Below are 25,269 nucleotides of genomic sequence, written 5' to 3'. Positions count from 1 at the left end.
TACTCCTCCAGCTTACCTACTTTCACAAATTGTTTCTGTTCCAATCGTGACGAATGTATTCATTGTTTCACCCGGTTTAACAAATTGAAGATCTTCTTTTTCATTAAAATCATTCATTTTGGCCATCCATGGCTCGATGCAAACGAACCCCTTATTTTGCTCAGTCCAAAGCACCGCATATTTAAACTCACTGCCATAAGAAATTGTTATCCGCTGATTCATTTGCTTTAAATCGAATTTAATTTGATGTTTGTCTACATGTTTCAAAGCAACTGCTTCACGCTTCTCGGTTAAATTAACTTCACCATGAAAAGGCTTTACTTCCCCATCATTGTAATCAAAATAGTCCTTTGCATCCGCTTGATAAACTAAATTCTTATCCTCTGAATGAAAGTAAGGATGGAACCCTGCATAAAAGGGCATGATTTCACTAGAATGATTGCTGTAGCTTTGCTTGATGATCAATTCATTGTTTTTTAATATGTACGTAAAACGCAACTCAAAATCAAATGGAAAGGATTTTTTTGTTTCACGCTTACTCTTCAGTTGTAACGTTAATTGTGCGCCATCTTCTGTACTTGTCTCGACAACATCCCATGGCAAGTTCCGTGCAAATCCATGATTCTTCATGGTGTATGTTACCCCGTTCAAACGGTACTGCTTTTCTTCTAATTCGCCACAGATCGGAAAGAGAACTGGAATCCCCCCTCGAACATTGGATTCCGAATCACTAAATGTTTCTTCATTAAGGTATAAAAGTTCTTCGCCCTCTGATTTGTATCCAGCCACCATACCGCCACGTTCAGGAGCGATTCGCACCACTGAATTGGTTTCACAGTTGAACAGTTGATAGATTGTGTATCCATCCATAACTGACTGTTTGATTTCATACATAACTGGTAACCCCCGACACTTATCGTTGCTATTAGCCCTCTTTTAAAGAGGGCTACATCTTTAAACTCTGACAGTAAGAATCTGATCAACTAGGCTCATTACTTCATTCTTTACTTGCTTAAGCATTCGTTGACTTGCTTCTAATGAATCTTCTTTCACACCAAAGTAGAGTTTCATCTTTGGCTCAGTTCCTGAAGGACGGAGACAAAACCATGCTCCATTTTCAAGCTTGTATTTAATGACATTCGATTTAGGTAGCACGATTTCTTCTTTTACGTTTTCAAGTACTCTTGTTGCTTCGCTCAGTTGATAGTCTTCAACCCTTACAACTTTTTGATCGGCAATATGTTCAGGAGGATTCTGTCTGAATTCATCCATAATGGTCGTAATTTGCTCTGCACCTGATTTGCCTTTTAGGGTAAGAGACTCGAGCGCCTCCTGGTAATAACCATACTTAACAAAGACATCTAGCAGCCCTTCATAGAGCGTTTTCCCTTTTGATTTATAATAGGCTGCCATCTCTGCCGCGAAAAGACATGATTGAACAGCATCTTTATCCCGCACAAAGTCTCCAATTAGATAGCCATAGCTTTCTTCATAACCAAAAAGAAACGTGTGCTCACCGGTTTCTTCAAACTCTTTGATTTTCTCCCCAATGAACTTAAAGCCCGTTAAGGTATCAATACTTGTTAACCCGTAACTTTCTGCGATATATCTCCCAATCTCAGAAGTAACGATTGTTTTAAGAATTGCGCCATTTTCCGGAAGAGTCCCATTCTTACTTCTAGTAGAGAGAAGATAGTCCACCATTAAAGCACCCAGTTGGTTTCCACTTAATACTTCATAATTCCCTTCAAGGTTGCGAACCGCTACACCTACACGGTCAGCATCTGGATCCGTGCCCAGAAGAATGTCGGCATCTAATTCCTCACCATACTGAATAGCAAGTTCAAAAGCCGCGTGCTCTTCAGGATTAGGACTCGCAACCGTTGAAAATTCAGGGTCAGGCTGTTCCTGTTCATTGACAACCGTGACATTTTCAAATCCTAACGCTTTTAAACCAGCACGCACTGGAAGGTTACCCGTCCCATGAAGTGGAGTGAATACTATTTTGAGGTCCTTATTGATTTGACTATCCTTTTCCTGATTAAGTGAGATTGATTTCAACTGGTTGATATACGCGTTATCCATTTTTTCATTCAACATTGTTAGAAATCCAGTATTTTGTAACTCCTCAGGATCTGCTACTTTAACTGCTAGTTCGTCTTCCACGGTATTCACGTGATGAATAATTTCATCAGCAACACTCGGAGTGATTTGCCCACCATCAGGACCATAGATCTTATACCCATTGTATTCCGGTGGATTATGACTTGCTGTAATGACAATTCCAGCATAGGCATGTAGATATCTAACTGTATATGAAAGTTGTGGCGTTGGACGAAGTGCATCAAATAAGTATGTTTGAATACCATGGAACCCAAGCGTTTTTGCGGTTTCTAAAGCAAATTCAGGAGATTGGTGTCTTGAATCGTATGCAATAACAACGCCACGCAACTTTGCTTCCTGCCCTTTTTCTTCTATGTATCTTGCTAATCCCTCAGAGGCTTTGCGGACTGTATAGATGTTCATTCGGTTTGTGCCTGGGCCGATTTCGCCGCGCATACCGCCTGTGCCGAATTCTAGGTTTTTGTAAAAAGAATCTTCTAAAACGCTTTCGTTTACTTGACATTCAAGTGGTTGTCTATACGATTCATCTAGGGTTTTACTATCTTTCCATCTGTTATATTCTATTTTCCAGTCCATTTTTCCCCCCGACTTCACTTTAATTTATGTATTAAGTTTGTTTACTAGACTTTCAATTAATTTATCTACACTTAATTTATCTAATGGTTTGATGGATTTTTGTTGAGTAGCTTGTTCTATTAAATCCAACCCTTTTAATTCCATTTCATATGTTCTAGGTATGAGATGAAAATGTTGATGTCTTACTGCCTCACTAATGATTACTGTATAAATTCTATCTACTTCAAGTAATTCAGTTAACATTTTTGTTACTTTCTTCACAAGTGAGTTTATTTCAACTACTTCTTGATCGCTGAACTCATAATAATTTTCTACATGTCTTTTGGGCTCTATATAAAGGTATCCTAATATACCAGAAGTTAAAGGACCATGGAATATATTAGAATAATCATCTTCATATATTTTCATATCAGAATTTAAATTCTGATTATGCTTTTCGCAAATAACACATTTCTCCAAATTGACACCCCACTTTAAAACAATAGGCTAGCATGTGCTAGCCTATTGTTTTAATTCATTTTTTCTCCCTACAAACTCTTCTATTAGTTGATCATAGTTATATTGTTCTTCTAGAATATAATCTACTATTTCTCTTACAGCACCATAACCACCCTGCGTAGAAGATATGTACTTAGAACGTCTTTTAACAGATTCCACTGCATTTGAAGGGGCACAAGGAAAACCAACAATATTTAGAATTGGAATATCATTTAGATCATCGCCTACATAACACACATTTTCTAACTGAATTCCCAACTCAGATATCATTTCTTCTAAACACTCTACTTTGTGATGAATGCCTTGATATAGAAAATCAATTGATAACTCAGAAGCACGTTTTTCCACAGCCTTAGAAATTCTACCTGTAATAATAGCTATTTTAATTCCTGTGTACCTCGCAAGACTAATTCCCATTCCATCCTGAGTATTAAATCCTTTATACTCAATTCCATCTGAACCAATTAACAAGTTACCATCAGTTAAAACCCCATCAACATCTAATACGATTAATTTAATTTGAGACTTCATTTATAATCCCATCTTAGTAAGATCATGTATATGAACCATAGAAATAGGTTCATTCTTATCATTCAGAACAGGTAAGACATTAACCCTTTTGTCTTCCATGATCTTCAAAGCTTCCGCTGCAAGGATTGTATTGGTTATTGTGACTGGATCTTTAGAATATAATTGACTTACTGGGGTCTCTAAAATATGATTTCCTTCGATAAGTGCTCTTCTAATATCTCCATCAGTTAAAATACCTTCAAGCGTACCATCAGTTCCAATAATCGAAATTGCTCCAAGTCCTGATTTTGTCATTTCAAACAGAACATCTTTGACTTCTACATCCCCGTAAACAACCGGATTATTAGTACTTGAATCAATAACGTCTTGAATAGTAAGTAATAACTTTCGTCCTAATGAACCACCAGGATGAAAAAGAGCAAAGTGCTCAGGTTGAAAATCCCGAGCTTTTAATAACGCAATTGCAATTGCATCACCTATGGCTAATGTCACAGTTGTACTAGTAGTAGGGGCTAATCCTAGTGGACAAGCTTCTTCAACTTTTCCAATACTGAGAATAACATCAGACTTTTCAGCAAGAGTCGATTTTTCCTTACCTACGAGTGCAACCATTTTTGGCCCAATGCGTTTCAATGATGGTAAGATATTTAATATTTCATCAGTCTCACCACTATTCGATATAGCTATAACTACATCGTCTTTTGTTACCATACCTAGGTCTCCGTGGAGTCCTTCTGCTGGGTGAAGAAATAAAGAAGGAGTTCCTGTACTAGCTAATGTTGCCACTATCTTTTGAGCAATAAGTCCAGATTTCCCCATTCCAGTAACCACTACACGGTTTTTACATTTGAGAATCATCTCTATCGTTTGATTAATTTCGCCATTCAATCTTTCACTTAAAGATAAAATAGCATTTGCCTCGATCTCAAGTACTTCCTTTACACTTCCAAGGTAATCCTGTTTATTCTCAACAGATGTAGTCATACTAGCCTCCATCACTTATAAACTTTTTACTAGACGATCTATTTCAACAATTGGCTTTAGAATTTCTTCAATTTCATCTAACTTAAGCGTGTTAGGACCATCGGAAAGCGCCTGATCCGGATTAGGATGAACCTCTGTGAATAGAGCATCCATTCCAACACCGGCCGCAGCGCGTGAGAGATAAGGAACATATTCTCTTTTACCGCCAGTGCTTGTCCCATGGCCCCCAGGGATCTGCACGCTGTGTGTTGCATCAAATACTACCGGAACATCAAGCTCACGCATAGTAATAAGCGATCTCATATCAACAACCAGATTATTATACCCAAATGTCGAACCACGTTCCGTTAGTAAAATGTTTTCATTACCAGTTTCTTTAAGCTTTACCACTACATTCTTCATATCCCAGGGAGCAAGGAATTGACCTTTTTTTACGTTAATGATTTTCCCAGTTTGAGCAGCAGCTACCAATAAGTCAGTCTGTCTACATAAAAACGCTGGGATTTGGATAATGTCCAGAACTTCCCCTGCTGCTTCTGCCTGGGTATAATCATGAATATCAGAAGTGACAGGTACATCGAATTCTTTTTTCACTTTAGATAAGATCTCAAGACCTTTTTCCAATCCAGGACCACGTTCAGAATGAATAGACGAGCGATTAGCTTTATCAAAAGAGGCTTTAAATACATATGGAATACCAAGTTTGCTAGTAATTTCTTTCATTTTACCGGCTATTTCAAAAACAAGATCTTCACTTTCAATCACGCAAGGACCTGCAACTAATACAAACGGATTATTACCGCCAAATTTAACCTGATCATTTAGTCTAATCTCTTTAACCATGTTGGGCCTCCAATATTCTTTCTACCTTCAAAATGTCTTCTGGTGTATCTACACCGATAGCATCGTAGTTTGTTTCAAGCACTTTAATATTTATACCATTATCCAACAACCTTAATTGCTCCAGCATTTCAGTTTTCTCTAATATAGATTTAGGAAGAGTTACAAATTGCTCAAGTGTCTTTTTGGGAAAACAATAAATGCCTAGGTGTTTGAAATAGTGAATGGGTTCAATAGAACGATTGTATGGAATAGGGGATCTAGAAAAATACATTGCATTTTCATGATTGTCAGCAACTACTTTAACTACATTTGGGCTATTCAAATCCTCTATGTTCTCAATTTTCACTTTAGCCGTCACTACACTTTCTTCATTATCAAGAGCTAATTTAACAATTTGATCAATAAGCTCCGTTCTAATAAGAGGTTCATCTCCTTGGACATTTAGGAAAAGATCACCATCTACTTTACTGGCTACTTCAGCCATACGATCCGAACCTGATTCATGATCTTCTCTTGTTATAATAGCTTCTCCACCAAACTCAATGACAGCTTGATAAATATCGTCATGATCAGTTGCAACTATTACACTATCAATATTATTAGAGGCTTTAACTCTTTGATATACATGTTGAATCATAGGTTTTTCAGAGATTAAAGCCATTGGTTTTCCGGGAAAGCGTGTTGACCCATGGCGCGCAGGTATAACTGCAACTACTTTCATTGTCTCCGACCTTTCATTATTTTTTATAAGCGGATCAATTTACAACAGAAAATTCTTTTTCAACTTCTTGCCACGTCATAAAAATACGAATAATATCTTCCTCTATGAGTTCTGATCCAGTTTGAACTTCAATAAATTCTAGTTCTGTATCTGCTTTAATTCCATGTTCAGCTTCAACGGGGACTTCAATTATATCGCCAGATTTAATTTTGCTGACCTTACCATTTAAAGCAAATTCTCCTTCACCTTTTACAATTGTCCATGTTTCATTTCTCTTAAAGTGTTTTTGATAACTGAGATTCTTACCTGGTTTAATGCAAATTTTCTTAGTAAGCACTTCATCGCCATTATCAAATTTCGTATAATCCAATACTTTATACCATCCCCAACGCCGTTCTTCATACATTGGTCGTTGTTCGAATCCCTGGAGTACTGATTTAATACGTGGACTTGCTTCTTTATCAGAGACCAATATACCATCTGGACTTGTAGCTACCACTAAATTTGAGACACCTAAAATTGTTACTGGGATATCTAGTTCATTTACTAGATGGGTATTAACGGAATCACTACTAATAGTTCCCTTCCCTATAAGGTTGGTACCCATTTCTTCTGTTAGCGTGTTCCATGTACCTAAGTCTTTCCAATATCCATTGTAAGAAATAGCTGCTATTTTTTTTGTGTTTTCTACAACTTCATAATCAAAACTTTTTTTGGGGAGTCTATCGTATTGCTTTAATAGTTCATCGTATTGAATTGGTAGATTCTTATCTTGTAAAATAGAAATAATATATTCTAGCTTAAACGCAAAGACACCACAGTTCCACAATGCCTTATCCGAAATAAGCTTCTTAGCCTCATCTTCGGATGGTTTCTCTTTGAAATGACTTACTTCAATATAATTTTTCTTTACACAGCCAGGTACAATGTACCCGTACTTTGAGGAAGGATATGTAGGGTCTACGCCCATTAAAGCTAGGTCAGCAGATGAATTTTCCAATGCTACTTCCAAATCCTTTACCCGATTAAAAAATTCCTCCTCTACGTAAGGGTCAACTGGTAAAACACTTACAACCTCGTTAAGACTTACTCCCTTTACTGAGTAGAGATAAGTAGCTGCTAAAGCTATTGCAGGAAATGTATCACGACGTTCTGGTTCTATAATTAATGGTACTTCATTTCCTAAATGATTCTTCATCATTTCTACTTGCGATTTACTTGTTGCAATTACTGTAGAATCAACTAAATTCACTTTTTTAAGTTGACCCCATACTCTTTGTACCATTGATTCTAGTTCGAGTTCTTTATTTTCAAGTACTTTTAGAAATTGTTTAGAACGGGAGTCATTAGACAAAGGCCAAAGGCGTTTACCAGAACCACCAGAAAGCATAACAAGCTTCACAAACATCACTCCAATTACTTTAAATAATTCTTTCCTTTTCAATTTGCTTAATACTTATTCCAAGAAGGTTTTTATACTCCTTTACAATTTTATTATTCATTATTTCACTTGTGAAATTATCCTTATAAATCCGATATCCATTTTCACCCAGACGTATTAGAGTTTCCTTATTCATACTATTAAAAATTTCATTTAAGCTTTCAAAATTATCAAGATCAAATACATATCCATTTACTTTTTCTTTCACAAGTTCAGGTAATGCCCCAATGTTGCTCACAATTACCGGTTTCTTGTTTTTCATTGCTTCCACGGCAACTAGACCGAAGCCTTCCCATCTTGAGGGCATAATAATGGCATCAAACATTTGATAATAAGAGTCTAATTTACAGTTATCTACCCAGCCTATATTGATTACATTTTCCGGAATATCTAAATGCTGATTATCAAGAACTCCGTCGCCAATTAAGTATAGTCTTATTTTTTTATTTGGATACTTATTAAAGAAATTTATCAAGATATCTAATCCCTTTTGCTTATCAAACCTACCAACAAACAAAACATTTATTTTAAGAGGATCAATTGATATTTCTAAACTATCAGCGTTCATACTAACTTTATCGGAGATGCCGTTGTAGATAACAATTGACTTATTTATAGGAAGCTTGTATTGAAGTGACTTATTCTGCTCATTTTTTGATATATTCACTATCAAATCTGTTTTTCTAGCTAACGCTCGTTCAATTATTGAGTAAAAGATTTTACTTTTTTTTGATACATCCATTAGGAATGACCAACCATGTGAGCAATATATAATTTTAGGCTTGTTTTTCTTCAAAAAAAAAGGAAACCTTACGAATATTCCAGCAAATGTACTGTGAACATGGACTATGTCTGGTTTAATTTGATTAATCGTTTTATTAACTTCAAAAATCGCTTTAAGTATATATAGAGGTTTTCTCCAGTAATCATAAAATATTACTTTCTCTCTATTTAAAGCGTATTCCTTATCTGAATAGTTTTTACTAACCATTAAATAGACTTCGCTAATATCATTATGGTTATTTTGATAGGAGATAACCTCATTTATATAAGTTGAAACTCCTCCTTTAACGTATTCTCCTACATGCAATACTTTCAATGGGAGCACTCCTTTATTTGCATAATGGATTAATCATTTATTGAATTAAATAGTTCCTTAGCACAATTTTCCCATGAAAATTTTGAGGATTGTTCCAATCCTTTTTCTATAAGTTCATTTCTCAAATCTCTATTTGATAATAATGTTTGTATTTCATCAGCAATATCTTTAGGCTTATCAGGATTACAATATAAAACTGCTTTACCGCCCACTTCTGGTAACGAAGCACGATTAGAAAGAATTATTGGACACCCTAAGCTCATAGCTTCCAACGGAGGTAAACCAAAGCCTTCATAAAATGAAGGATAAACAAAACAAAAAGCATTTCTATATAAAGCTTTTAATTCTGAATCACTTACATAACCTAAGTGTATAACATTATCAGGTAGGTCAATGCCATCTTGACTGAATACTTTAGGGTCTGTCCCACCTGCAATTACTATGTTAAATTCATTTGACTCTAAATATGTCATCGCTTTTACAATTGCACTAAAATTTTTATTAGGATTCAAGCTACTAACTGCTAAAATGTATGGTTTTTTATCTAACCCCTTATTTTCAATGTAATCAGTTGCTTCTTCTCCAAAAGTTATATGCTCGTTACCCTCATAAATAACTTTTATTTTTTCTTTTTCATGTTTTAAATACTTAGTTATCTCATCCCTAGAAAATTCTGAGACAGTAACGATTTTCTTTGAAAATTTCGCTTGTGCACTTAACATAGCTTTATACCAATTTCTAAATATAAATGAGAAGTTGCTACTATTGGCAAAAACAGCCGCATCATGTATTACAGTAATTTGTTCTTTCTTTAATCCTGGACCCGCGTTGCACAAATTAAGAAGCATTTCTCCTTTCACATAAATCGGGAGTTCTATTTGTTCCCACAAATGTCCTTTGAATTTACCGATTTTCCTTACTGTAATGTTATTTAGATGAAGTTCGTTAATAGATAGGTTAGGAGTGAGTATATAAAAACTATACTTACTCCTATCTATATAACCAATATCTATTAACTTGTCCAAAGCCTTAACAACTTCACGTGCATATCTCTGCACCCCTGTCACTGACTGAGTTAAAAACCGACCATTAATAAAAACATCCATAGCTGACCCCGTTCCTCTTATTCACCAAGAGTTTATCAATCACTTACCTTATATTTTTATTGAAAATAAAATATATACTTTGCAATTTAATGCTACAATAAACTGATTAAATTTTATTCTTCCTAATTAACTTTTCCATCTATTTTATAGATCTCTATTTAATTTTTTTATCTCAAACTAATAAATACCTTAATTATTTGCTCTTTCAAATTTATCACTTTAAAAATTTGTAGAAATAGCAAATAAAAAATCATGCTTACTAACACTACCACTAATAAGTTTGCTATTAAGCTTGTACAAAAAGCAACTCCGCCCATTAACATGGAAATAAATACAACTTTACCTAATTTTAATTTAAATTTCGGATTGCATATTCTTTTATATACCCAGAAACCTACTCCACTTACCACCAACTGAGCTATTATAGTAGAAATACTAGCTCCAATATAACTATATTTTGGGATCAAAAATAAGTTTCCTACAGTATTAATAATTGCTCCAAAAGTTATGGCAAGCGTGTAATATTTTATTTCTCCAATAGCCAACAAAAGCGTACCAAATACAGAGCCTATTCCTACTATTAACACATTAAGTATTAGTAATTGAAAAGGTAAAATGGAATTATGGTAATCATCACTAAAAAATATAGTAATAATTTGATCGGCAGTCACTATACCGCCGACAGTAAGAGGAATTGTTATAACACCTAAATATTTCACCGCATTTTCAATATATTCATTTCTCTGTGTTAAGTTCACTTCTTTGGATAAAGTCGGTAATATTATGCGGTAAGCTGCTCCTACTAAAAGTATAATAGCTGCTACTAATCTTGCTGCAACACTATAAATACCAACTTCTTGATCACCTTTTAAGATAGAAAGCATTATAATATCCGCCTTATCATATATATTAATCATAAGCTCAGACCAAAAAAGGGGAAAGGCGCCTAAAAAAATTACCTTTAATTGATTAATATTAAATACAAATTTCAATCTAGGAAGTACTTTCTTTGAGTGAAAATATTGCATAAATATGTATAGAAAAGTAGAGATTAAAAATGCAACACTAACTTTTATAACACTTGCCTTATCTATATATACTAATGCTAGAGTAGAAGTAAAATACAGAACATTTCTTATTATTAAGAACATAGAATCATTTTTTGATTTCTCGTAAGAATCGTAAAAAGCTTGCAAATCAAATACTATAAAAAACGCAGCTATGAAAAAAATCATAATAGATATTTTCTTCTCGGTATCCACATTAAATAGATCTAATATGATCAATAATATAATACCAGCAACAAACGATAAGCAAACTCTTATTATAATTGAGCTTGAGTAAATTTCATTGATATTTAGCTGGTTCGAACTTAACTTAGCAACTACATATTTCTTCAATCCAAAATTATTGAATACAATTAGATAATTAAAAACTGTATATGCAAGCATGAATATCCCGAAATCATTTACTCCCAAATAGTTTGCAAGTAAAATACTAACCCCAAAATTTGCTAATAAGAGAATTAAATTACTGATTAAAATCCAAATTATATTCGAAACTCTTGTGACATTCATTTATTAAATCCTCATTCTTAAAACCTAATTTCATAGGTTTTAATCCTTTTATTATCAAAGAACACTTAAAATGTAACCTTAATTTATTGTAGAACCTAACATTTTATACTCTAATTGTTTTTTATTAAGTATTCCTTTCCTAAAATCTCCTTCTATTTGATATTCGTATCTCAAATAGTTCAAAAAACTATTTACTAAGTTCACATCTACTTCTTCTTTTATTGCTTTCTCTATTACAAGATGAAGAGTGCTTAAGTTTCCACAGTAATGAGCAATACCCTCTATATTATAATAAGCGTTACCTAGTGTAATTACGGGTTTATGATGTTTCAATGCTTCAATACCAACTGTTGAATTCACTGTAATTACAAGGTCTGAATTTTCTATTAAATCATCAGTATTACCAGATGTCAGAAAAATAAGATCTTCATTATGATTGTGTTTTTTATATAAATCCGAATAGTCTACCCTTCCTTGATCAGCAGGATGCTCTTTAAACACAACTTTATAATCACTACCATTTGATTTATTAAGGTTTTTTATTGCACCACTCATTACTCTAACTAAATCTTCCATATCTTTTATTTGGGGGGAATTAAGAACAATCTGGGAATCGTCATGAACTTGGAATGGTACAAAAATATACCTTCCCTCTATCTGAACATTGTTCTCTTTGTTACCCAATTTAGGAAGTTCAGCTTTCTTTTTGATTATTTTCTTTGTTTTTTTTAAGAATCCCTCTTTAATAACTTCTAATTCCAGTTCATCTTTAAGAAGTTGATTATGTAATTTGTCTTTTAACCTTTCTTTCAAAAAATATCTTTTAAGTTTTGGTATTTGTATTGAATGATATTCATTTCCATTAATTTCAAAATCAGCAATGTTATCAAAAGATCCAAATTCATAACTTTGCTTATTTTTGGAGTAAAAGTCTCTTTCCATAGGTATAGAGTTACCGTAGTTGATACCTTGTGGATCTATTGTAACTGTATGTGGCCTGAAAATACCTGCTTCAAACATTCTAATTTCTATGCCATTAATTTGAGCAAATTGCTTAGCTAAACTATCAAACATAAATGTTTCATTCCAAGTAATAACCATATCGATCTTTTGGGTTTTATTTAAATCAATCAAAAAATTTATATATTTAGCAGCTATGCTATACAACTGATTTTTTTTATATGTATATCCATTAATCTCATTAAATTCAATAGTGTATTTCAAAGCCTGCTCTATATCATAGAATTTTTTTACGCTACTACTTAATTGGCAAGAGTATTTTAGAAGTTTTCTAGGCATAAAATAGACATTTTTTATACCATATTTATTATAAACTTCTTTCTCTAATCTACTGAATGCTAGATGATTCGTATTAAAATTTTTTTGATTCAAAAATTTTGATATACTACTGAAAAAAGTAACCTTATCCTTTTCATGAGGGTGAATTAATAGAATATTTCCCATTGTAGCTCCTTTATAAATTGTAAATAAATATCAATTGTTATATTTTAGGTTAATAAACACAATGTAAATAATTTCAAAATGCACCTTTTGAGCCTGCAAGAACATAAAGAGTTTTAAACATAATTTTCATATCAAAAAATAAACTTCTATTTTTTATATATAATAAATCTAATTCAACCATTTCTTTAAACCCAATATCACTTCTACCACTTACTTGCCATAATCCTGTACAACCTGGTACTACTAATAATCTATTCCGATCGTACTCGGTATATTCGGCAACTTCTCTTGGTAAGGGAGGTCGAGGCCCCACTAAACTCATTTCACCTTTTAAGACATTCCAGAGCTGTGGTAGCTCATCAATACTCGTCTTTCTAATAAACCGTCCTACTTTGGTGATTCGTGGATCGTTTTTCATTTTAAACATTGCTCCAGTAGCTTCATTCTGCTCTAATAAATCATTTAGCAATTCTTCAGCATTGGAGACCATTGAGCGAAATTTATACATATTAAATTCACTTCCATTTTTTCCGATTCTTTTCTGTTTGAAAAACACCGGACCTTGTGAATCTTCAACTTTTATCAGTATAGCCACAAATATATAAATTGGCGCCAATAATAAAATTCCAGATGCTGCCCCCAATACATCTACAAGCCGCTTTAGGAATAAATAAACTTTCCTATCATTCACTTCTATCTTATCTGAAGGATACAAAGTATGATTTTCCCCCAAGGTTCCTTCTCTATATTTGGAAAGATTCAACTATTATTCCTCCTTTCATCTTTCAACTGTTCTTTCTAAAGGTTTTCGTCTATTGGGCATAATAATAGTAGTAACTACCGTCTTTCATTTTCTTTCTATTTAGTACAACACCAAGCAGCTTACTACTTACACTTTCAAGTCTCTCTTTCGCCTTTACTGCAGCTTCCTTATCAGTAGTCCCACTACTAACTACAAGTACAGTCCCCTGCGCCTTATTCGCTACAATTTGCGAGTCAGCCACCGCAAGAATAGGAGGGCAATCGAATAGTATGATGTCATAATTACGAAGCGCTTCTTCAATAAGGTTATCCATCCCTTTGGAGCCAAGTAGTTCAGATGGATTTGGTGGAACAGGTCCACTTGTTAATACATTTAGATTGGGAACTTCTGTTTCCTGTGTAACCTCTACCAACTCAGCCTGACGGGTGAGGATATTGGTGATCCCTCTCGTATTCATTGTTCTGAAAGTATAATGGACCGTTGGCTTACGCAAATCCGCATCAACAATTAAAACACTTTTTCCTTGTTGAGCCAAAACTACTCCAAGGTTAGCAATGGTTGTTGATTTACCTTCCATCGGTCCAGAAGAAGTAACCATAATTGTACGAATCTCTTCTTCTATAGAGGCGAATTGAATATTCGTTCTGATCGTTCGGTATTGCTCAGCAATAGGTGACTTCGGATTTTGGTGTGTTAAGAGACTTCTTTCTTTATCCACGTGTACGGATTTTCTATTTTTACGACTCAACCGTTTCACTCCTTACTGACTTTTTTGCATGGCCTTTTGACGAACCTACTTCTTTATCTTCAATGACTGCAATCGTTCCAAGTACAGGTAATCCAAGGAGATTTTCAATGTCATTTTCATCTTTAATCGTGTTATCAAGATATTCCAATAAGAAGGCAAGACCAACACCAGCCATTAAACCAACAACAAGTGCAATCGCCATGTTGAGGATTGGCTTCGGATTAACAGGGCTTGGCGTTCCTTCAAAGTTCGCTTCTGAAAGCACACTAACATTATCGACATTCATAATATTACTGATTTCTTTTTCAAATACTTGAGCAGTTGTATTCGCAATTTTTATAGCTAGTGCTGGATCGGGATCCTTCACATCAATAGAAACTACTTGAGAGTTTTGAGCATTACTCACAGCGATTTTTTCATTTAATTCACTCGTTGATAGTTCGAGGTTTAGATCTTTTCCAACTTCATCAAGAATTTTAGGACTTTTAATGATGACACTATATGTATTAATAAGTTCAACATTCGTTCTGACCTGGTTATAATCAAAAGCATTCTCAGAATCTGCTTTTTGATTGACAAGAATTTGGGTTGAAGTTTGGTAAATTGGGGTAAGTAGGAAATATGAGACAACACCACTCGTTGCTGTTGCTAGAAGTGTAATTAATAGAATAAGAGTAAGACGTTTTTTGAGAACCGTGAAAATTTCCTTTAAACTAATTGTTTCTTCCATAAATGCCTCCAACGCGATCATAAATTATTTTTAATACGTAACTAATTTCAATACAGATTTCACTATAACACAGAAATTAAGTAAAATTTAGCCTTTTTTTTCACTAATACCCACATGAAATTTGTCGTGGTACGAATATACTATATTTCCGTGTCGAAATTTGTAGAAGAAAAGGCTTTCAACTGTTTTTTATCTACATTTTTTGACGAAAATTTTTCTGTTAAGGAATTGTAAAGAGATCCTTTTTTTAATTCAGGACCTCTTTCTCATGTTCTCATGGAATTAAAACAATCCTAGTATTTTCTTCTTACGAACCTGCTGCGGTACTTCTTTCGACACCATCCTTCCTATGATCATGTCCTCTGCATTTTCCTGCAACATGTATCTTGTCGAAATCCCAAACTCTTTTTCTACCGTTTCAAATGCTTCTAGCAAGTCAAACGGTCTGGAAGTTGTATTATGAGCGTCTGATGCGATGAAATGGGTTAAGTTGTGTTGAATTAAATCCAGTGAAAACTTTTGAATCTTCTTGCCCATCTTCCCAGTCACGCTTGTGCCTGTTAGCTGGCTTAACGCCCCATCTTTTACAAGATTATAGAGACGTTCAGGATTCTCCATAATTTCGCGGTTACGCTCAGGGTGCACAATGATCGGCACAATCCCATTTACTTGAAGGTCAAACATGAGCTTATTTGCGTAGCGTGGTAAGTGACTTGAGGGAAACTCAATTAACATATAGACACCATTTTCGTTAACGGTTAATAAGTCGCTCCCCTCCAACTCCTTGACTAGTTCGCCATAAATCCGATTTTCCTGCCCTGGAAGAATCTCTAGATCAATGCCTTCTAATTGGAGTTCTTTGTTCAGTATCCTTACTTCTTGAAGAATTAGCTCTCTCCCATTGTCGAACGTGCCATTTTTATTATGAGGCGTCGCTACTACTTTCGTTATTCCTTGATTGAACGCCTGTCGTGCCATCGCTAGACTATCCTCGATGTTCTTAGCTCCATCGTCGATTCCCGGTATTATGTGTGAATGAATATCAATCATGCTCTCTTTCTCCTTCCTATAACCAGCTTTTTGCTATTCTTCTAGATTAGCATACTCTACACTCTGATTTGTACTTCTCTTCCGTTAATATCGTCCACTTTAAGTTAGATCTTTAGAAGAACCTAAACTTATTGAACTTTTCCAAGTATGCTTTGGAAGGTATTTACTTTACGAAATAGTTCGACATATAATAGGGGTTAGGATTTCACTTGAAGAAAAGCAAGTCTATTATTCTACGGAAAGATGGAATGAGCGTATGAAAAAATTCTTAATTATTCTAGGTATTATTGCTGGTGTTGTTCTTCTAGCTGGTGGAGGATATGCGTATTATCTCTATGATTCAGTGAAGGATACCGCGAGTGACATGCATGAGCCAATTAGCAGAGAAACGTCAGACAAGCGTACTGAAAAAGTGAATATGGAAGAGAAGGATCCCGTGTCTATTTTATTGATGGGTGTCGATGAGCGTAAGAATGATCAGGGGCGTTCCGATACGATGATTATGATTACCTTGAATCCTCACGATGACTCGATGTACATGTTTAACATTCCACGTGATACACGTACTGAAATTATCGGTCGCGGGACGGTTGAAAAGATGAATCATGCTTACGCCTACGGTGGTGTAGAGATGACGATGGACACAGTTGAGAATTTCCTTGATGTTCCGATTGATTATTATTTTAAAGTGAACATGGAAGCGTTCAAAGATGTTGTTGATGCGCTTAATGGTGTTACTGTAGACAATCCATTTGCATTTGACTACGAGGGATACTCCTTCCCTGCAGGCGAAATTGATTTAAATGCCAAAGAGGCGCTCGCTTTTTCTCGAATGCGTTATGAAGATCCAAAAGGTGATCTTGGACGAAATGATCGCCAGCGTGAAATCATTAAGTCGATTATTGATGAAGGCGCAAGTGTTGGAAGCATCAACAAGATTGACGATCTCTTAAAAGCCGTTGGGAGTAACGTCAAGACGAATATGACGTTTGAAGAAATGAATGATATTTTCAAGAACTACCGAGGGGCTCGTAACAATATGACGACGTTTGAAATTCAAGGAAGTGGCGAAATGATTGACGGCCTTTGGTACTACATTGTTTCTGACGAAGAGAAGCAAAGCATTACGCAGAAATTGAAAGAACATCTTGAATTAAGTTAATAAAATGAGCCATGCTCGGTTGATGAGCATGGCTTTTTTATTCGATCCCCGCCGAATGATCTGCTCTGTGACTTAATAGGATTTGTTTAATCTGTTCTATGTAAGGCTTGGCTTCTCCCACTGGCTGCTTTTCCTCTTCAACTCGTTCAATAAATTGCTTAAGGTCATCCCATGGAAATAACTCACTTTGGTTTTTCATCACTAGGTTCCTTTCTAGTTAAGTTCTTTTCGTTCTTTACCCCATTTCTTTCGCTTTCAACCTAAATTATGTAATAAATTCGTTAATTCACTAGTGAGTATGACGGTCAAGTAGTTTTAAAAGGCTTCGATACCTGTACATATGAATAAAATTCCTTTATTCGGGTAGATTAGTAAGGCGAAGCCAAAATCTAACAGTGGGTATGAAAATATTTTTCAAGAAACGACAGATTTCGTAAGCGCTTTCAATTATAATAGAAGGAAGTCAACCTGATTTAACTGATTGATAACTCGTATGAGGGAGATGAGGACATGTACTACGAGGAAGAAGGCAACTTTGCTAAAGGTTTTGTATGGGCCGTTTCGTTAAGTATTCCTCTCTGGATTGCAGTATTTGGGTGGGCGAAGATTGCGATGAGTGTGATAAGCTAACTTTTACTGAAGTGAAATAGATCATTAAAAGACGGATCTTCCATGAAGATCCGTCTTTTAATTTGCGATTAAGGTGATTAGTGCGCCAATCATTATGGCGAAAACAGGTATTAATGCGTATCCAATATTCTTATTTCTATTTTTTCTCCAAGCAATCTCTTCTGGTGTTAGCCAGGTCCCCTTCATCCAATTCCCCCTGTAAATAATGGTAAAATTATCACATTTTTTATTATACCCATATAAGGAGTGTTTTTGAAAGCGTTATTAAGAAAAAATATCATTTTAATGAATAATTTACCATAACAATTGAAAGTCACTACCTATTTTTATGAAAAGAGAAATGGTTTATTTATCAACTGGACAGATTTGTCTCATAAGAATGGATTTAATTTGATCAATATAAGGTTTTGCATTCTCTGGCTGAAGAGTATTTTCTTTTTCTACTTGCTTAACGAAGTCTTGTAGTTCTTTCCACATTACGTTCTGTTGATCTTGCCCGATCATTCGACACCCTCCATATTCTATGAAACTATTTCGCGATTATACCATTATTTTGAAAGGAATCGTATTAATCGATTGTTAATTTTCTGTAAATTTAAATTGAAGAATTTATCGATCGTGATTGTTAAAGATTATAAGTTCTTCTTCGGGTTACCCTAGATGTTTGAGTTATGATTTTGTAAATCGTAATAAAAACTAAAAAAGGACGGATCGCTAGACCGTCACGTCACCTTATCTCTTATAAGCAACAATGCCTTCCGCTACATCCGTCATAAGTTTGCGAAGGTAATTTGGATCTGAGAGTTTTTGGTCATCTTCAGTATTTGTCATAAAACCCATTTCCATTAGCGTAGACGGGACATGAGACCAATTAAATCCTGTGATATCACTTCGAAATGAAATACCGTTCGTGACGATTGACTGATCACGTTGTACAGCGCTGAAGATGACTTTAGAAGCTTGAAGACTTTGCTTAAACATGGGATGACCCTGAGATGGAGTGAAAATATGAAATCCTTTTACGCTGCTATCCTTTGATCCATCTGCGTGTAACCGGATAAACAAGTCTGCTTGATGGTCGTTCGCTATTTCTGCTCTTTCTTTGTTACTAATATCAACTTCGTTCTCTTTTCTCGTTAAAAAACGTTAAAGCCACGCTCCCTCAGTAATTCTTCTAAAATCAGAGCTGCTTTGAGCGTTAGTTTGATCCCACTGGTGCCTGAAGACACCTTCCCCTTCGTTTCTTTACTGCCAGGTGCAACCGGCTCTTGATCGTTATTGGCATGGGTGCTGGTGGCCGGGATCAATGACGATGGTGAAGTTGTTCTTGGTACTGTTAGAAGGGAGTGCTCTTTTGGGTTTAGCTCCTTTTTCCAGTGCTAATGTACTTTTTGTTTGGCCATCGTTAACAGCTGGCTGTGATAACACTAGCCTCTCTTCAACTTGATTAGCCTCCAGCGCATTATGGAAGATTAAAAAGGATAGGTATAGGCAAAGAAGAATAAACGTACCAATGATAATTGACTTTTTTCTTCTCCCTCTCACTAATAAAGTTCCTCCAAATCCTCAATCAATTTCACGTTTTATTCTTCGACGTTATTTAAGGAGCCATCGTAGTAAGGATCAGGGAAATACCAGTTTTTTTTCCGCGAAGTAACTTTCTAATTCATCTGATTTGAACACATATCCGTGTCGAGCAAAGATTTCATTTCGGTGAGTTCACTTTCAGATAGTTTAATCACATCACTGTGAGGTAGAAGATAGGAATTAGTGCTCTCGATATAATCAAACACAGGATCGGCTGGTTAGCAGATGGGATTTCATTCGCTTGAATTAAGAGTTTTCCAACGTTCTTTGTGATTTCCCATTCGCCTAAGGAGATGTCTCTCCCGTTGGCGTCATTACCTCCTTCACTTGTTGGACCGGCTGGCCGCAACCTGTACAAAATTCTCGCTTTTCTTCTAACTTCTTCCCACAGTTGGTGCAATGATCCACTCTTTTCGCCCCCTTAACAAGTTGCATGTCAATTTCCCTCAACCAGTATATGGGACATTTGGTAGAGATAGCACTTAACAGTGAGGGTGCGCTTTAACATGTCCGCGTGCGGTGGATTTTGTGAGGAGTTTGTCTTTGAAAGGGGTCAGGTTCGAGTCTGACCCCTTTCAAAGACAAAGGATAAAAAACAAAGACAAAAAAACGACAAAAGAAAAACAGTCAGCTCATGCTGACCGTTCAGCCCTTACTCAAACATCTCCCAAATTTCATCCTCTACATCTTCACTAATCGCATTCGGTCCACCGAAGATTGTGAAGAAGAAGGATTCTTTTCGGACAAAATATTCTTTTACTTCTTCAGGTAGCTCGTTCTTTTTCGTTAAGAGAACGGGCTCGTAAAAGTTTGCGGCTAGTACGGAGCCGGATAAGGCATCGGCGTAGTTTTCACCTGTCGCAAGGTTAACCGCGTAGCCTGGCATATCCAGCTGCTTCGCCACCTGAACGGACGTTTCATAGCGGTTGTCTCCAGCAATTCGTTTTGGATGCGGGAGCTTGTTGAAGACCGTGTTACTGACGACGGCTGTTCCGCCGATGACGTACGTATCGTTATAGTTTTTCAAGACTTTCGCTGTGACTGCTGGGAGTTCTTTTGTTTTTGTTAGAAGAATCGGGCTTCCCTGTGTTGCAGCGATCGATGCGACAGATAAGGCATCTGGGAAATTGCCTCCGTACGTGACGAATGCAGTATCACTGAAATAAGGATCGATGTGTTTCGCAATTTTGGCAGCCGTGTCATAGCGATCTTTTCCTTCAATACGATCAAAAGCGATCCCCATCTTCGTGAGCGATTTTTCAACGTTTGTTGAGATAGCCGTTTTTCCCCCAAGGATCGTTACGTGCTCAGTTCCCAAGTATGTCATTGCTTCTTTCACCGAAGCAGGTAGCTCTTTTGTTGGAGTAAGAAGGATTGGCGCTCCTAACTGGAGAGCAAGCGGTGCCCCGGCAAGCGCGTCAGGGAAGTTTTGTCCTGTTGCAAGCACTAATTCCGGTGTATAGCCTTCTTCAAATCCTGTTTTGGCGATTTCAACCGCTGTTTCGTAGCGGTCTTCCCCTGCGATTCTCATGACGACCGGATCATTTGAATACGTAAACGCCGAAAAATAGTAGTCGACATTATTGTTTTTATTCGCCATATCCGTTACTCGGAAATAGTAAGTACCGGGCTCAAGCTCTTCGATTGCGCCGTAATAGCCATATTCGCCATCTTCAAAATCTGGCGTTAGTTTGTTTTGATTCTCATCGTAAAGATCAACCCAAAGCTCCATCGTTGGTTCTTCTTCATCTGTACCCGCTCCGAAAGAGAGAGAAATCGGTTCGTCTGATTCCACTTCAAGCTTGTAGAAATCCTCATCTTGATCGGTTAGTTTCCCAGTGGCTACGTCATCGCTCATCAGGAGGTTCGCTTCTTTGAAACTGTTATTTGGTTCTACTTCCTGAACGTATTCCCAGTCATCGTAATCATCATTCATCGTCATTTTTTGTGCTTTTTTCATAAATGCATCGTGAGTGGAAGCAGAGGCAACAGGTCCCCCCATTAGGCTTCCTGCAAGGATGGCAGTTGATAATAGTCCAAGTGCTTTTTTCATTCGTATCGTTTCCCCTATCAATCTCATTTTTAAAGCAAAACGAGCATGTCCCCTGCTCCTTCATCACCCTTCCATTTCTTAACACTAAGAGGATTATATAGGAGAAATAGGGGTTCGGCTATAGGCTGTTTTTGTCGAATGGGGTAAAAATACAAAAAGGCTCAGATGGGTGTCTGAGCCTTTCGGAAGGATTAATCAAATAAGTGTTTAATGTCGTTTTCAACACCGACTCCAAGGGCGTTTTTCCCGCCAAGGATGGTGTAATCCATCGTTTCATAATCTAGGAAAAGATTAGCGGCCGGCGTGGACAAGCCATCTTTTTTCGTTAAAACGACTGGTTCATAGTTATTTGCAGCATAGACGGATCCGGTTAAGGCATCAGCAAAGTCCTGTCCTGTTGCAAGCGTTGCGCCAAAGACCGGCATGTCGAATGCTTCAATGACCGCAACGGATGTTTCATAGCGGTTTTCACCTGAAATGCGTTCGCCATTCGGAAGCTTTTTCACAACGTCGCCACTGATAACAGCCGGGCCACCAATCGCATACGCGTTTTTGTAATCCTTTAGCGCTTTCGCTGTTTCAGCTGGAAGGGATTTTGTATTCGTTAGAAGAATTGGACTTCCTTCAAGTGCTGCAATGGACGCGACGGACAGCGCATCCGGGAAGTTACCTCCATAAGTGACGAATGCTGTATCAGAAATCCCAGGTACGAGTTCAGCCGCAATTTTGGCAGCCGTGTCATAGCGATTCGCGCCAGAGATGCGATCGAACGAGATGTTCATGTTCTTCAGTTCATTTTCAACGTCTTTGGAGATCGCCTTTGTGCCTCCAAGAATCGTTACGTGCTCAACACCAAAGTAAGTGAACGCGTCTTTCACAGATTTCGGAAGCGACTTGGGACTTGTTAATAAGATTGGCGCATCCAACTGGTAAGCGAGTGGTGCTCCAGCAAGGGCATCTGGGAAGTCGAGGCCAGTCGCAAGGACAACTTCAGATGCAGCTCCTTTTTGGTAGTCAGCCTTCGCAATTTTAACCGCCGTTTCATAGCGATCAGCACCAGCAATGCGTGTGATTTCAGGTACACCTGTATAAGCCGAGGCGGAGAAGAAATACTCCACGCCGTTATTTTTGTTTAACGTATCGGATACGACAAACGTATACGTTCCAGGAGCAAGCGCTTCAAAACCAGCGAAAAACCCACCGTCTTTATCGGTGAAGTCAGGCGTGATTTTTTTCTGCGAACTGTTATAGATGTCGACTTGGAGCGCAAGTGACGGCTTGTCTTCATCCGTTACAGCAAAAAAGTCGAAGAAAACATCTTGATTCGCATCAATCACAAGTTTGTAATAATCCTTATCATTGTTTGTCAGTTTTCCAATGGCTACGTCATCATTTTGAATCACGTTCGCCTGGTCAAAACGATTATTGGGTTCAACTTCATTAAAGAAACCGTAATCGTCATACCCGTTCATAGAAATGCTATGCGCTTTCTGAGCAAGAGCCTCATGGGTGGAAGCTGAAGCAGCAGGAGCGCTCAGTATACTTCCTGCTAGGATTGCGGTTGATAATAGTCCAATTGCCTTTTTCATTCGTTCTTTTTCCCCTATCATTCTCATTTTCTACTACAAAAACGAGCATGTCCCCTGCTCCTTCATCACCTCTCCGTTACTTACGCTAAGAGGATTATATACAGAAATGATTTGTATAGCTATCGATTTTTTTGTCGAATGGTAGTTTTTATTCCGTCCGATCCCTCTACCCATTTCTATTGAACTACCGTTTTGAATTTTCAAGCACTATTTTTACCCTTTTTTAGAGGAAGATCGAGGAAAATGACGAAAGGAGTATCCAGTCACTTCCAAAAAAGGAGCGCTATAAATGAAACTTGTGCTAAGTCGAAAAGGATTTGATGCAGGGAGCGGCGGGAGATTATCGCCGTATGATGAACAGACGGGTAAGTACGTTTGGCTGCCTATTCCTGAGCGGAAAGCGATCTTTCAGGCGAGCATTCGGTATGAAGAGATTCCAGTGGAGCGAGGGTATTTGGGGTCTTGCGTTGGGACGAATGTGAGTGATGTTTATCAGGAGATTTACCGAAATTCGAAGATTAAGGTTGGTGATGATAAGCGGGAGATCGACGACCCGGATATTCATGCGCATTTTGACCCGATGCTTGGAAGACCGCCCTGGGTTCCAGAAACGAGTCTACTTCAGATCGGGAGAGGATTTGGACAGGCGAATGCAGCGCCACATTTGGGGAATTTGAATGTGGGAGATGGAAATTTGTTTCTGTTCTTTGGAGGGTTTAAGGCGATTGGAAAAGCTCGGAAAGCCCACTTTTTATATGGGTGGATGAAGGTGAAGAAGCGGATTGAAACGTATGCGGATGCACAGGCAGCTACAGATCAGTATGGGCTAGGGTGCCATCCTCATGTGACCAAGAATGCTTTTTCCAAATTAAATTATGTGTACGTGCCGGATGAGTGGTTGTTTGAAGATCTTGGGATACCTGGGTGTGGGTATTTCAAGACGTTAAATGAAGGGTTGCGGTTGTCTGAGCGACTGGATGGGAAGCATGGCACGTGGCGGTTGCCTTCGTTTTTGTATAAGAACATTAGTCAGGTTCACCATCGTACGTGGTTGCAGGATCGTGACGGGTGTACCGTTTCAACTGGGATTGGGCAGGAATTTGTTTGTGCGAATCCAGGTGCTGATGGAGAAGATTGGATTAGAGAGCTGTTTGTACGGAATCAAGGGAATGTGTTTCGTGAAGGGATCAAAAGCCTGTGATTTTTTTGGGTACATGTGCCTTAATGAAAGTTAGAAACTGGATAAAACTAGACTTTTGATTGGATTTGCTGTTCATGAAGAAAGGTACTCTGTTCCATATCTTCCCTGGATTCCCTGTATTATAATGGGGATTAACTTAGTTGAGAGGGGCTTGTGAATGAAATTTGTACATGTACTTGGTTCTCTTGTTCTTGCTTCCTGCATTTATTTATTCTTCTTAGAGGACAATGCAGCTGCGATGATGGACACCGGTTCGAGAGGATCAGAAGTTGAGCACATGCAGAGGGTGTTGGAAAAGCTCGATTACTTCCATACGACGCCCACGGGTTATTATGGTTCAGTGACGGAACAAGCGGTTCGTGATTTTCAGGTAGACTTTGGACTGAGCGCGGATGGCGTTGCGGGAACAAATACACTGAACATGCTGAATAACCTTGAAATGATTGCCCACGTTGTTCACGGCGAGTCCCGTGGTGAGATTTATGAAGGCAAGGTTGCGGTAGCGGCTGTGATCTTAAATCGCGTTCAATCTTCCGCATTTCCTGGGAGTACATACGGGGTGATTTACCAGCAAAATGCCTTTACCGCGCTGAATGATGGGCAGTACTGGCTCACGCCTGATGCGTCTTCATACCGAGCTGCGAAGGATGCGTACTTTGGCTGGGATCCATCTGATGGCGCGACGTATTACTACAATCCGAGCGGTGTATCGGATGAGTGGATTTATTCGCGTGCCGTGATTAAGACGATTGGGCAGCATGTGTATGCGAGGTAGAAGATGAGAGAGTGAAA

26 protein-coding genes and 1 pseudogene are annotated in these 25,269 nt (G+C 37.3%); 3 read left to right on the top strand and 24 right to left on the bottom strand.

What is annotated here, in order from left to right; translation table 11 throughout:
- Positions 1-12: 12 nt before the first annotated feature.
- The 16 genes from LC090_RS01965 to LC090_RS01890 form a co-directional block, all read right to left on the bottom strand.
- Positions 13-894, bottom strand: coding sequence for an aldose epimerase (locus LC090_RS01965; RefSeq protein ID WP_226654771.1), 882 nt, complete (start codon positions 892-894; stop codon positions 13-15).
- Between the two features lie 60 nt (positions 895-954).
- On the bottom strand, positions 955-2,700 hold the full coding sequence (locus LC090_RS01960; RefSeq protein ID WP_226654768.1) for a phospho-sugar mutase: 1,746 nt from the start codon (positions 2,698-2,700) through the stop codon (positions 955-957).
- A 24-nt stretch (positions 2,701-2,724) separates the two neighbouring features.
- Positions 2,725-3,159, bottom strand: coding sequence for an HIT family protein (locus LC090_RS01955; RefSeq protein ID WP_226654766.1), 435 nt, complete (start codon positions 3,157-3,159; stop codon positions 2,725-2,727).
- A gap of 42 nt (positions 3,160-3,201) precedes the next feature.
- Positions 3,202-3,729, bottom strand: a complete 528-nt coding sequence (locus LC090_RS01950; protein WP_226654764.1) for a KdsC family phosphatase — start codon at positions 3,727-3,729, stop codon at positions 3,202-3,204.
- Positions 3,730-4,713: a KpsF/GutQ family sugar-phosphate isomerase gene (locus tag LC090_RS01945; RefSeq protein ID WP_226654762.1), complete on the bottom strand. Its 984-nt coding sequence runs from the start codon at positions 4,711-4,713 to the stop codon at positions 3,730-3,732.
- Between the two features lie 15 nt (positions 4,714-4,728).
- Positions 4,729-5,556 (bottom strand): 3-deoxy-8-phosphooctulonate synthase, encoded by an 828-nt coding sequence (gene kdsA, locus LC090_RS01940; protein WP_226654759.1) that lies wholly within the window; start codon positions 5,554-5,556, stop codon positions 4,729-4,731.
- Positions 5,549-6,277: a 3-deoxy-manno-octulosonate cytidylyltransferase gene (gene kdsB, locus LC090_RS01935; protein WP_226654757.1), complete on the bottom strand. Its 729-nt coding sequence runs from the start codon at positions 6,275-6,277 to the stop codon at positions 5,549-5,551. The genes kdsA and kdsB overlap by 8 nt, the downstream gene beginning before the upstream one ends.
- 34 nt (positions 6,278-6,311) lie before the next feature.
- Complete coding sequence (locus LC090_RS01930; RefSeq protein WP_226654754.1) at positions 6,312-7,679, bottom strand: sugar phosphate nucleotidyltransferase; 1,368 nt, start codon at positions 7,677-7,679, stop codon at positions 6,312-6,314.
- A 19-nt stretch (positions 7,680-7,698) separates the two neighbouring features.
- Positions 7,699-8,817, bottom strand: coding sequence for a glycosyltransferase (locus tag LC090_RS01925; RefSeq protein ID WP_255647917.1), 1,119 nt, complete (start codon positions 8,815-8,817; stop codon positions 7,699-7,701).
- Between the two features lie 29 nt (positions 8,818-8,846).
- Positions 8,847-9,923, bottom strand: a complete 1,077-nt coding sequence (locus tag LC090_RS01920) for a glycosyltransferase family 4 protein (protein ID WP_226654750.1) — start codon at positions 9,921-9,923, stop codon at positions 8,847-8,849.
- Between the two features lie 167 nt (positions 9,924-10,090).
- On the bottom strand, positions 10,091-11,500 hold the full coding sequence (locus tag LC090_RS01915; RefSeq protein WP_226654747.1) for a flippase: 1,410 nt from the start codon (positions 11,498-11,500) through the stop codon (positions 10,091-10,093).
- 78 nt (positions 11,501-11,578) lie between these two features.
- Positions 11,579-12,964, bottom strand: a complete 1,386-nt coding sequence (locus LC090_RS01910) for a hypothetical protein (protein WP_226654745.1) — start codon at positions 12,962-12,964, stop codon at positions 11,579-11,581.
- Between the two features lie 73 nt (positions 12,965-13,037).
- The gene (locus LC090_RS01905) at positions 13,038-13,697 is read right to left on the bottom strand and encodes a sugar transferase (protein WP_226655248.1); all 660 of its coding nucleotides are present in this window, start codon (positions 13,695-13,697) and stop codon (positions 13,038-13,040) included.
- A 79-nt stretch (positions 13,698-13,776) separates the two neighbouring features.
- Entirely contained in the window at positions 13,777-14,475 is a 699-nt protein-coding gene (locus tag LC090_RS01900) for a CpsD/CapB family tyrosine-protein kinase (protein WP_226654743.1), read from the bottom strand.
- The gene (locus tag LC090_RS01895; RefSeq protein WP_226654740.1) at positions 14,465-15,205 is read right to left on the bottom strand and encodes a YveK family protein; all 741 of its coding nucleotides are present in this window, start codon (positions 15,203-15,205) and stop codon (positions 14,465-14,467) included. The genes LC090_RS01900 and LC090_RS01895 overlap by 11 nt, the downstream gene beginning before the upstream one ends.
- 282 nt (positions 15,206-15,487) lie before the next feature.
- Positions 15,488-16,255 carry a tyrosine-protein phosphatase gene (locus tag LC090_RS01890; RefSeq protein ID WP_226654738.1) on the bottom strand — a complete coding sequence of 256 codons (768 nt, stop codon included), beginning with the start codon at positions 16,253-16,255 and terminating at the stop codon, positions 15,488-15,490.
- A gap of 256 nt (positions 16,256-16,511) precedes the next feature.
- On the opposite strand from LC090_RS01890, the gene LC090_RS01885 reads away from it, so the two are divergent.
- Complete coding sequence (locus LC090_RS01885) at positions 16,512-17,417, top strand: LytR family transcriptional regulator (RefSeq protein WP_226654737.1); 906 nt, start codon at positions 16,512-16,514, stop codon at positions 17,415-17,417.
- Between the two features lie 37 nt (positions 17,418-17,454).
- On the opposite strand, the gene LC090_RS01880 is transcribed toward LC090_RS01885, so the two are convergent.
- The 8 genes and pseudogenes from LC090_RS01880 to LC090_RS01850 all read right to left on the bottom strand — a co-directional run bounded on the left by LC090_RS01880 (position 17,455) and on the right by LC090_RS01850 (position 23,276).
- A complete protein-coding gene (locus tag LC090_RS01880; protein ID WP_226654736.1) occupies positions 17,455-17,616 on the bottom strand; it encodes a hypothetical protein in 162 nt (53 codons plus the stop codon).
- Positions 17,617-18,104: 488 nt separating this feature from the next.
- Positions 18,105-18,233, bottom strand: a complete 129-nt coding sequence (locus LC090_RS21850) for a hypothetical protein (RefSeq protein WP_255647916.1) — start codon at positions 18,231-18,233, stop codon at positions 18,105-18,107.
- A gap of 159 nt (positions 18,234-18,392) precedes the next feature.
- Complete coding sequence (locus LC090_RS01875) at positions 18,393-18,551, bottom strand: hypothetical protein (RefSeq protein ID WP_226654735.1); 159 nt, start codon at positions 18,549-18,551, stop codon at positions 18,393-18,395.
- Positions 18,552-18,779: 228 nt separating this feature from the next.
- Positions 18,780-19,175 (bottom strand): annotated as a pseudogene (locus LC090_RS01870) (N-acetylmuramoyl-L-alanine amidase family protein); the annotation flags it as partial.
- 495 nt (positions 19,176-19,670) lie between these two features.
- Entirely contained in the window at positions 19,671-19,751 is an 81-nt protein-coding gene (locus LC090_RS22105) for a YARHG domain-containing protein (protein WP_226655246.1), read from the bottom strand.
- 168 nt (positions 19,752-19,919) lie between these two features.
- Positions 19,920-20,069 carry a zinc-ribbon domain-containing protein gene (locus tag LC090_RS01860; protein WP_226654734.1) on the bottom strand — a complete coding sequence of 50 codons (150 nt, stop codon included), beginning with the start codon at positions 20,067-20,069 and terminating at the stop codon, positions 19,920-19,922.
- A gap of 217 nt (positions 20,070-20,286) precedes the next feature.
- Complete coding sequence (locus LC090_RS01855; protein ID WP_226654733.1) at positions 20,287-21,687, bottom strand: cell wall-binding repeat-containing protein; 1,401 nt, start codon at positions 21,685-21,687, stop codon at positions 20,287-20,289.
- Between the two features lie 191 nt (positions 21,688-21,878).
- Positions 21,879-23,276: a cell wall-binding repeat-containing protein gene (locus tag LC090_RS01850; RefSeq protein WP_226654732.1), complete on the bottom strand. Its 1,398-nt coding sequence runs from the start codon at positions 23,274-23,276 to the stop codon at positions 21,879-21,881.
- Positions 23,277-23,565: 289 nt separating this feature from the next.
- Here LC090_RS01850 and LC090_RS01845 point away from each other — a divergent pair, with 289 nt between their 5' ends.
- Together LC090_RS01845 and LC090_RS01840 are read left to right on the top strand one after the other, a co-directional pair.
- Positions 23,566-24,477 (top strand): hypothetical protein, encoded by a 912-nt coding sequence (locus tag LC090_RS01845; protein WP_226654731.1) that lies wholly within the window; start codon positions 23,566-23,568, stop codon positions 24,475-24,477.
- Between the two features lie 157 nt (positions 24,478-24,634).
- Positions 24,635-25,252: a cell wall hydrolase gene (locus LC090_RS01840; protein ID WP_226654729.1), complete on the top strand. Its 618-nt coding sequence runs from the start codon at positions 24,635-24,637 to the stop codon at positions 25,250-25,252.
- Positions 25,253-25,269: the final 17 nt, after the last annotated feature.

The sequence above is a fragment of the Guptibacillus hwajinpoensis genome (genome assembly GCF_020524165.1).
Taxonomy (GTDB): Bacteria; Bacillota; Bacilli; order Bacillales; family Guptibacillaceae; genus Guptibacillus; species Guptibacillus hwajinpoensis_D.
The sequence above is the reverse complement of the archived record's forward strand: the minus strand, read 5'-3'. Positions and strand labels throughout refer to the sequence as shown.

What these genes read in the sequence shown, in the direction of transcription:
- LC090_RS01965 (WP_226654771.1), bottom strand. Translation starts at nt 894, where the DNA reads ATGTATGAAATCAAACAGTCAGTTATGGATGGATACACAATCTATCAA.
- LC090_RS01960 (WP_226654768.1), bottom strand. Translation starts at nt 2,700, where the DNA reads ATGGACTGGAAAATAGAATATAACAGATGGAAAGATAGTAAAACCCTA.
- LC090_RS01950 (WP_226654764.1), bottom strand. Translation starts at nt 3,729, where the DNA reads ATGAAGTCTCAAATTAAATTAATCGTATTAGATGTTGATGGGGTTTTA.
- LC090_RS01945 (WP_226654762.1), bottom strand. Translation starts at nt 4,713, where the DNA reads ATGACTACATCTGTTGAGAATAAACAGGATTACCTTGGAAGTGTAAAG.
- kdsA (WP_226654759.1), bottom strand. Translation starts at nt 5,556, where the DNA reads ATGGTTAAAGAGATTAGACTAAATGATCAGGTTAAATTTGGCGGTAAT.
- kdsB (WP_226654757.1), bottom strand. Translation starts at nt 6,277, where the DNA reads ATGAAAGTAGTTGCAGTTATACCTGCGCGCCATGGGTCAACACGCTTT.
- LC090_RS01920 (WP_226654750.1), bottom strand. Translation starts at nt 9,923, where the DNA reads ATGGATGTTTTTATTAATGGTCGGTTTTTAACTCAGTCAGTGACAGGG.
- LC090_RS01915 (WP_226654747.1), bottom strand. Translation starts at nt 11,500, where the DNA reads ATGAATGTCACAAGAGTTTCGAATATAATTTGGATTTTAATCAGTAAT.
- LC090_RS01910 (WP_226654745.1), bottom strand. Translation starts at nt 12,964, where the DNA reads ATGGGAAATATTCTATTAATTCACCCTCATGAAAAGGATAAGGTTACT.
- LC090_RS01895 (WP_226654740.1), bottom strand. Translation starts at nt 15,205, where the DNA reads ATGGAAGAAACAATTAGTTTAAAGGAAATTTTCACGGTTCTCAAAAAA.
- LC090_RS01890 (WP_226654738.1), bottom strand. Translation starts at nt 16,255, where the DNA reads ATGATTGATATTCATTCACACATAATACCGGGAATCGACGATGGAGCT.
- LC090_RS01885 (WP_226654737.1), top strand. Translation starts at nt 16,512, where the DNA reads ATGAAAAAATTCTTAATTATTCTAGGTATTATTGCTGGTGTTGTTCTT.
- LC090_RS01880 (WP_226654736.1), bottom strand. Translation starts at nt 17,616, where the DNA reads ATGAAAAACCAAAGTGAGTTATTTCCATGGGATGACCTTAAGCAATTT.
- LC090_RS21850 (WP_255647916.1), bottom strand. Translation starts at nt 18,233, where the DNA reads ATGAAGGGGACCTGGCTAACACCAGAAGAGATTGCTTGGAGAAAAAAT.
- LC090_RS01875 (WP_226654735.1), bottom strand. Translation starts at nt 18,551, where the DNA reads ATGATCGGGCAAGATCAACAGAACGTAATGTGGAAAGAACTACAAGAC.
- LC090_RS01860 (WP_226654734.1), bottom strand. Translation starts at nt 20,069, where the DNA reads ATGCAACTTGTTAAGGGGGCGAAAAGAGTGGATCATTGCACCAACTGT.
- LC090_RS01855 (WP_226654733.1), bottom strand. Translation starts at nt 21,687, where the DNA reads ATGAAAAAAGCACTTGGACTATTATCAACTGCCATCCTTGCAGGAAGC.
- LC090_RS01850 (WP_226654732.1), bottom strand. Translation starts at nt 23,276, where the DNA reads ATGAAAAAGGCAATTGGACTATTATCAACCGCAATCCTAGCAGGAAGT.
- LC090_RS01845 (WP_226654731.1), top strand. Translation starts at nt 23,566, where the DNA reads ATGAAACTTGTGCTAAGTCGAAAAGGATTTGATGCAGGGAGCGGCGGG.
- LC090_RS01840 (WP_226654729.1), top strand. Translation starts at nt 24,635, where the DNA reads ATGAAATTTGTACATGTACTTGGTTCTCTTGTTCTTGCTTCCTGCATT.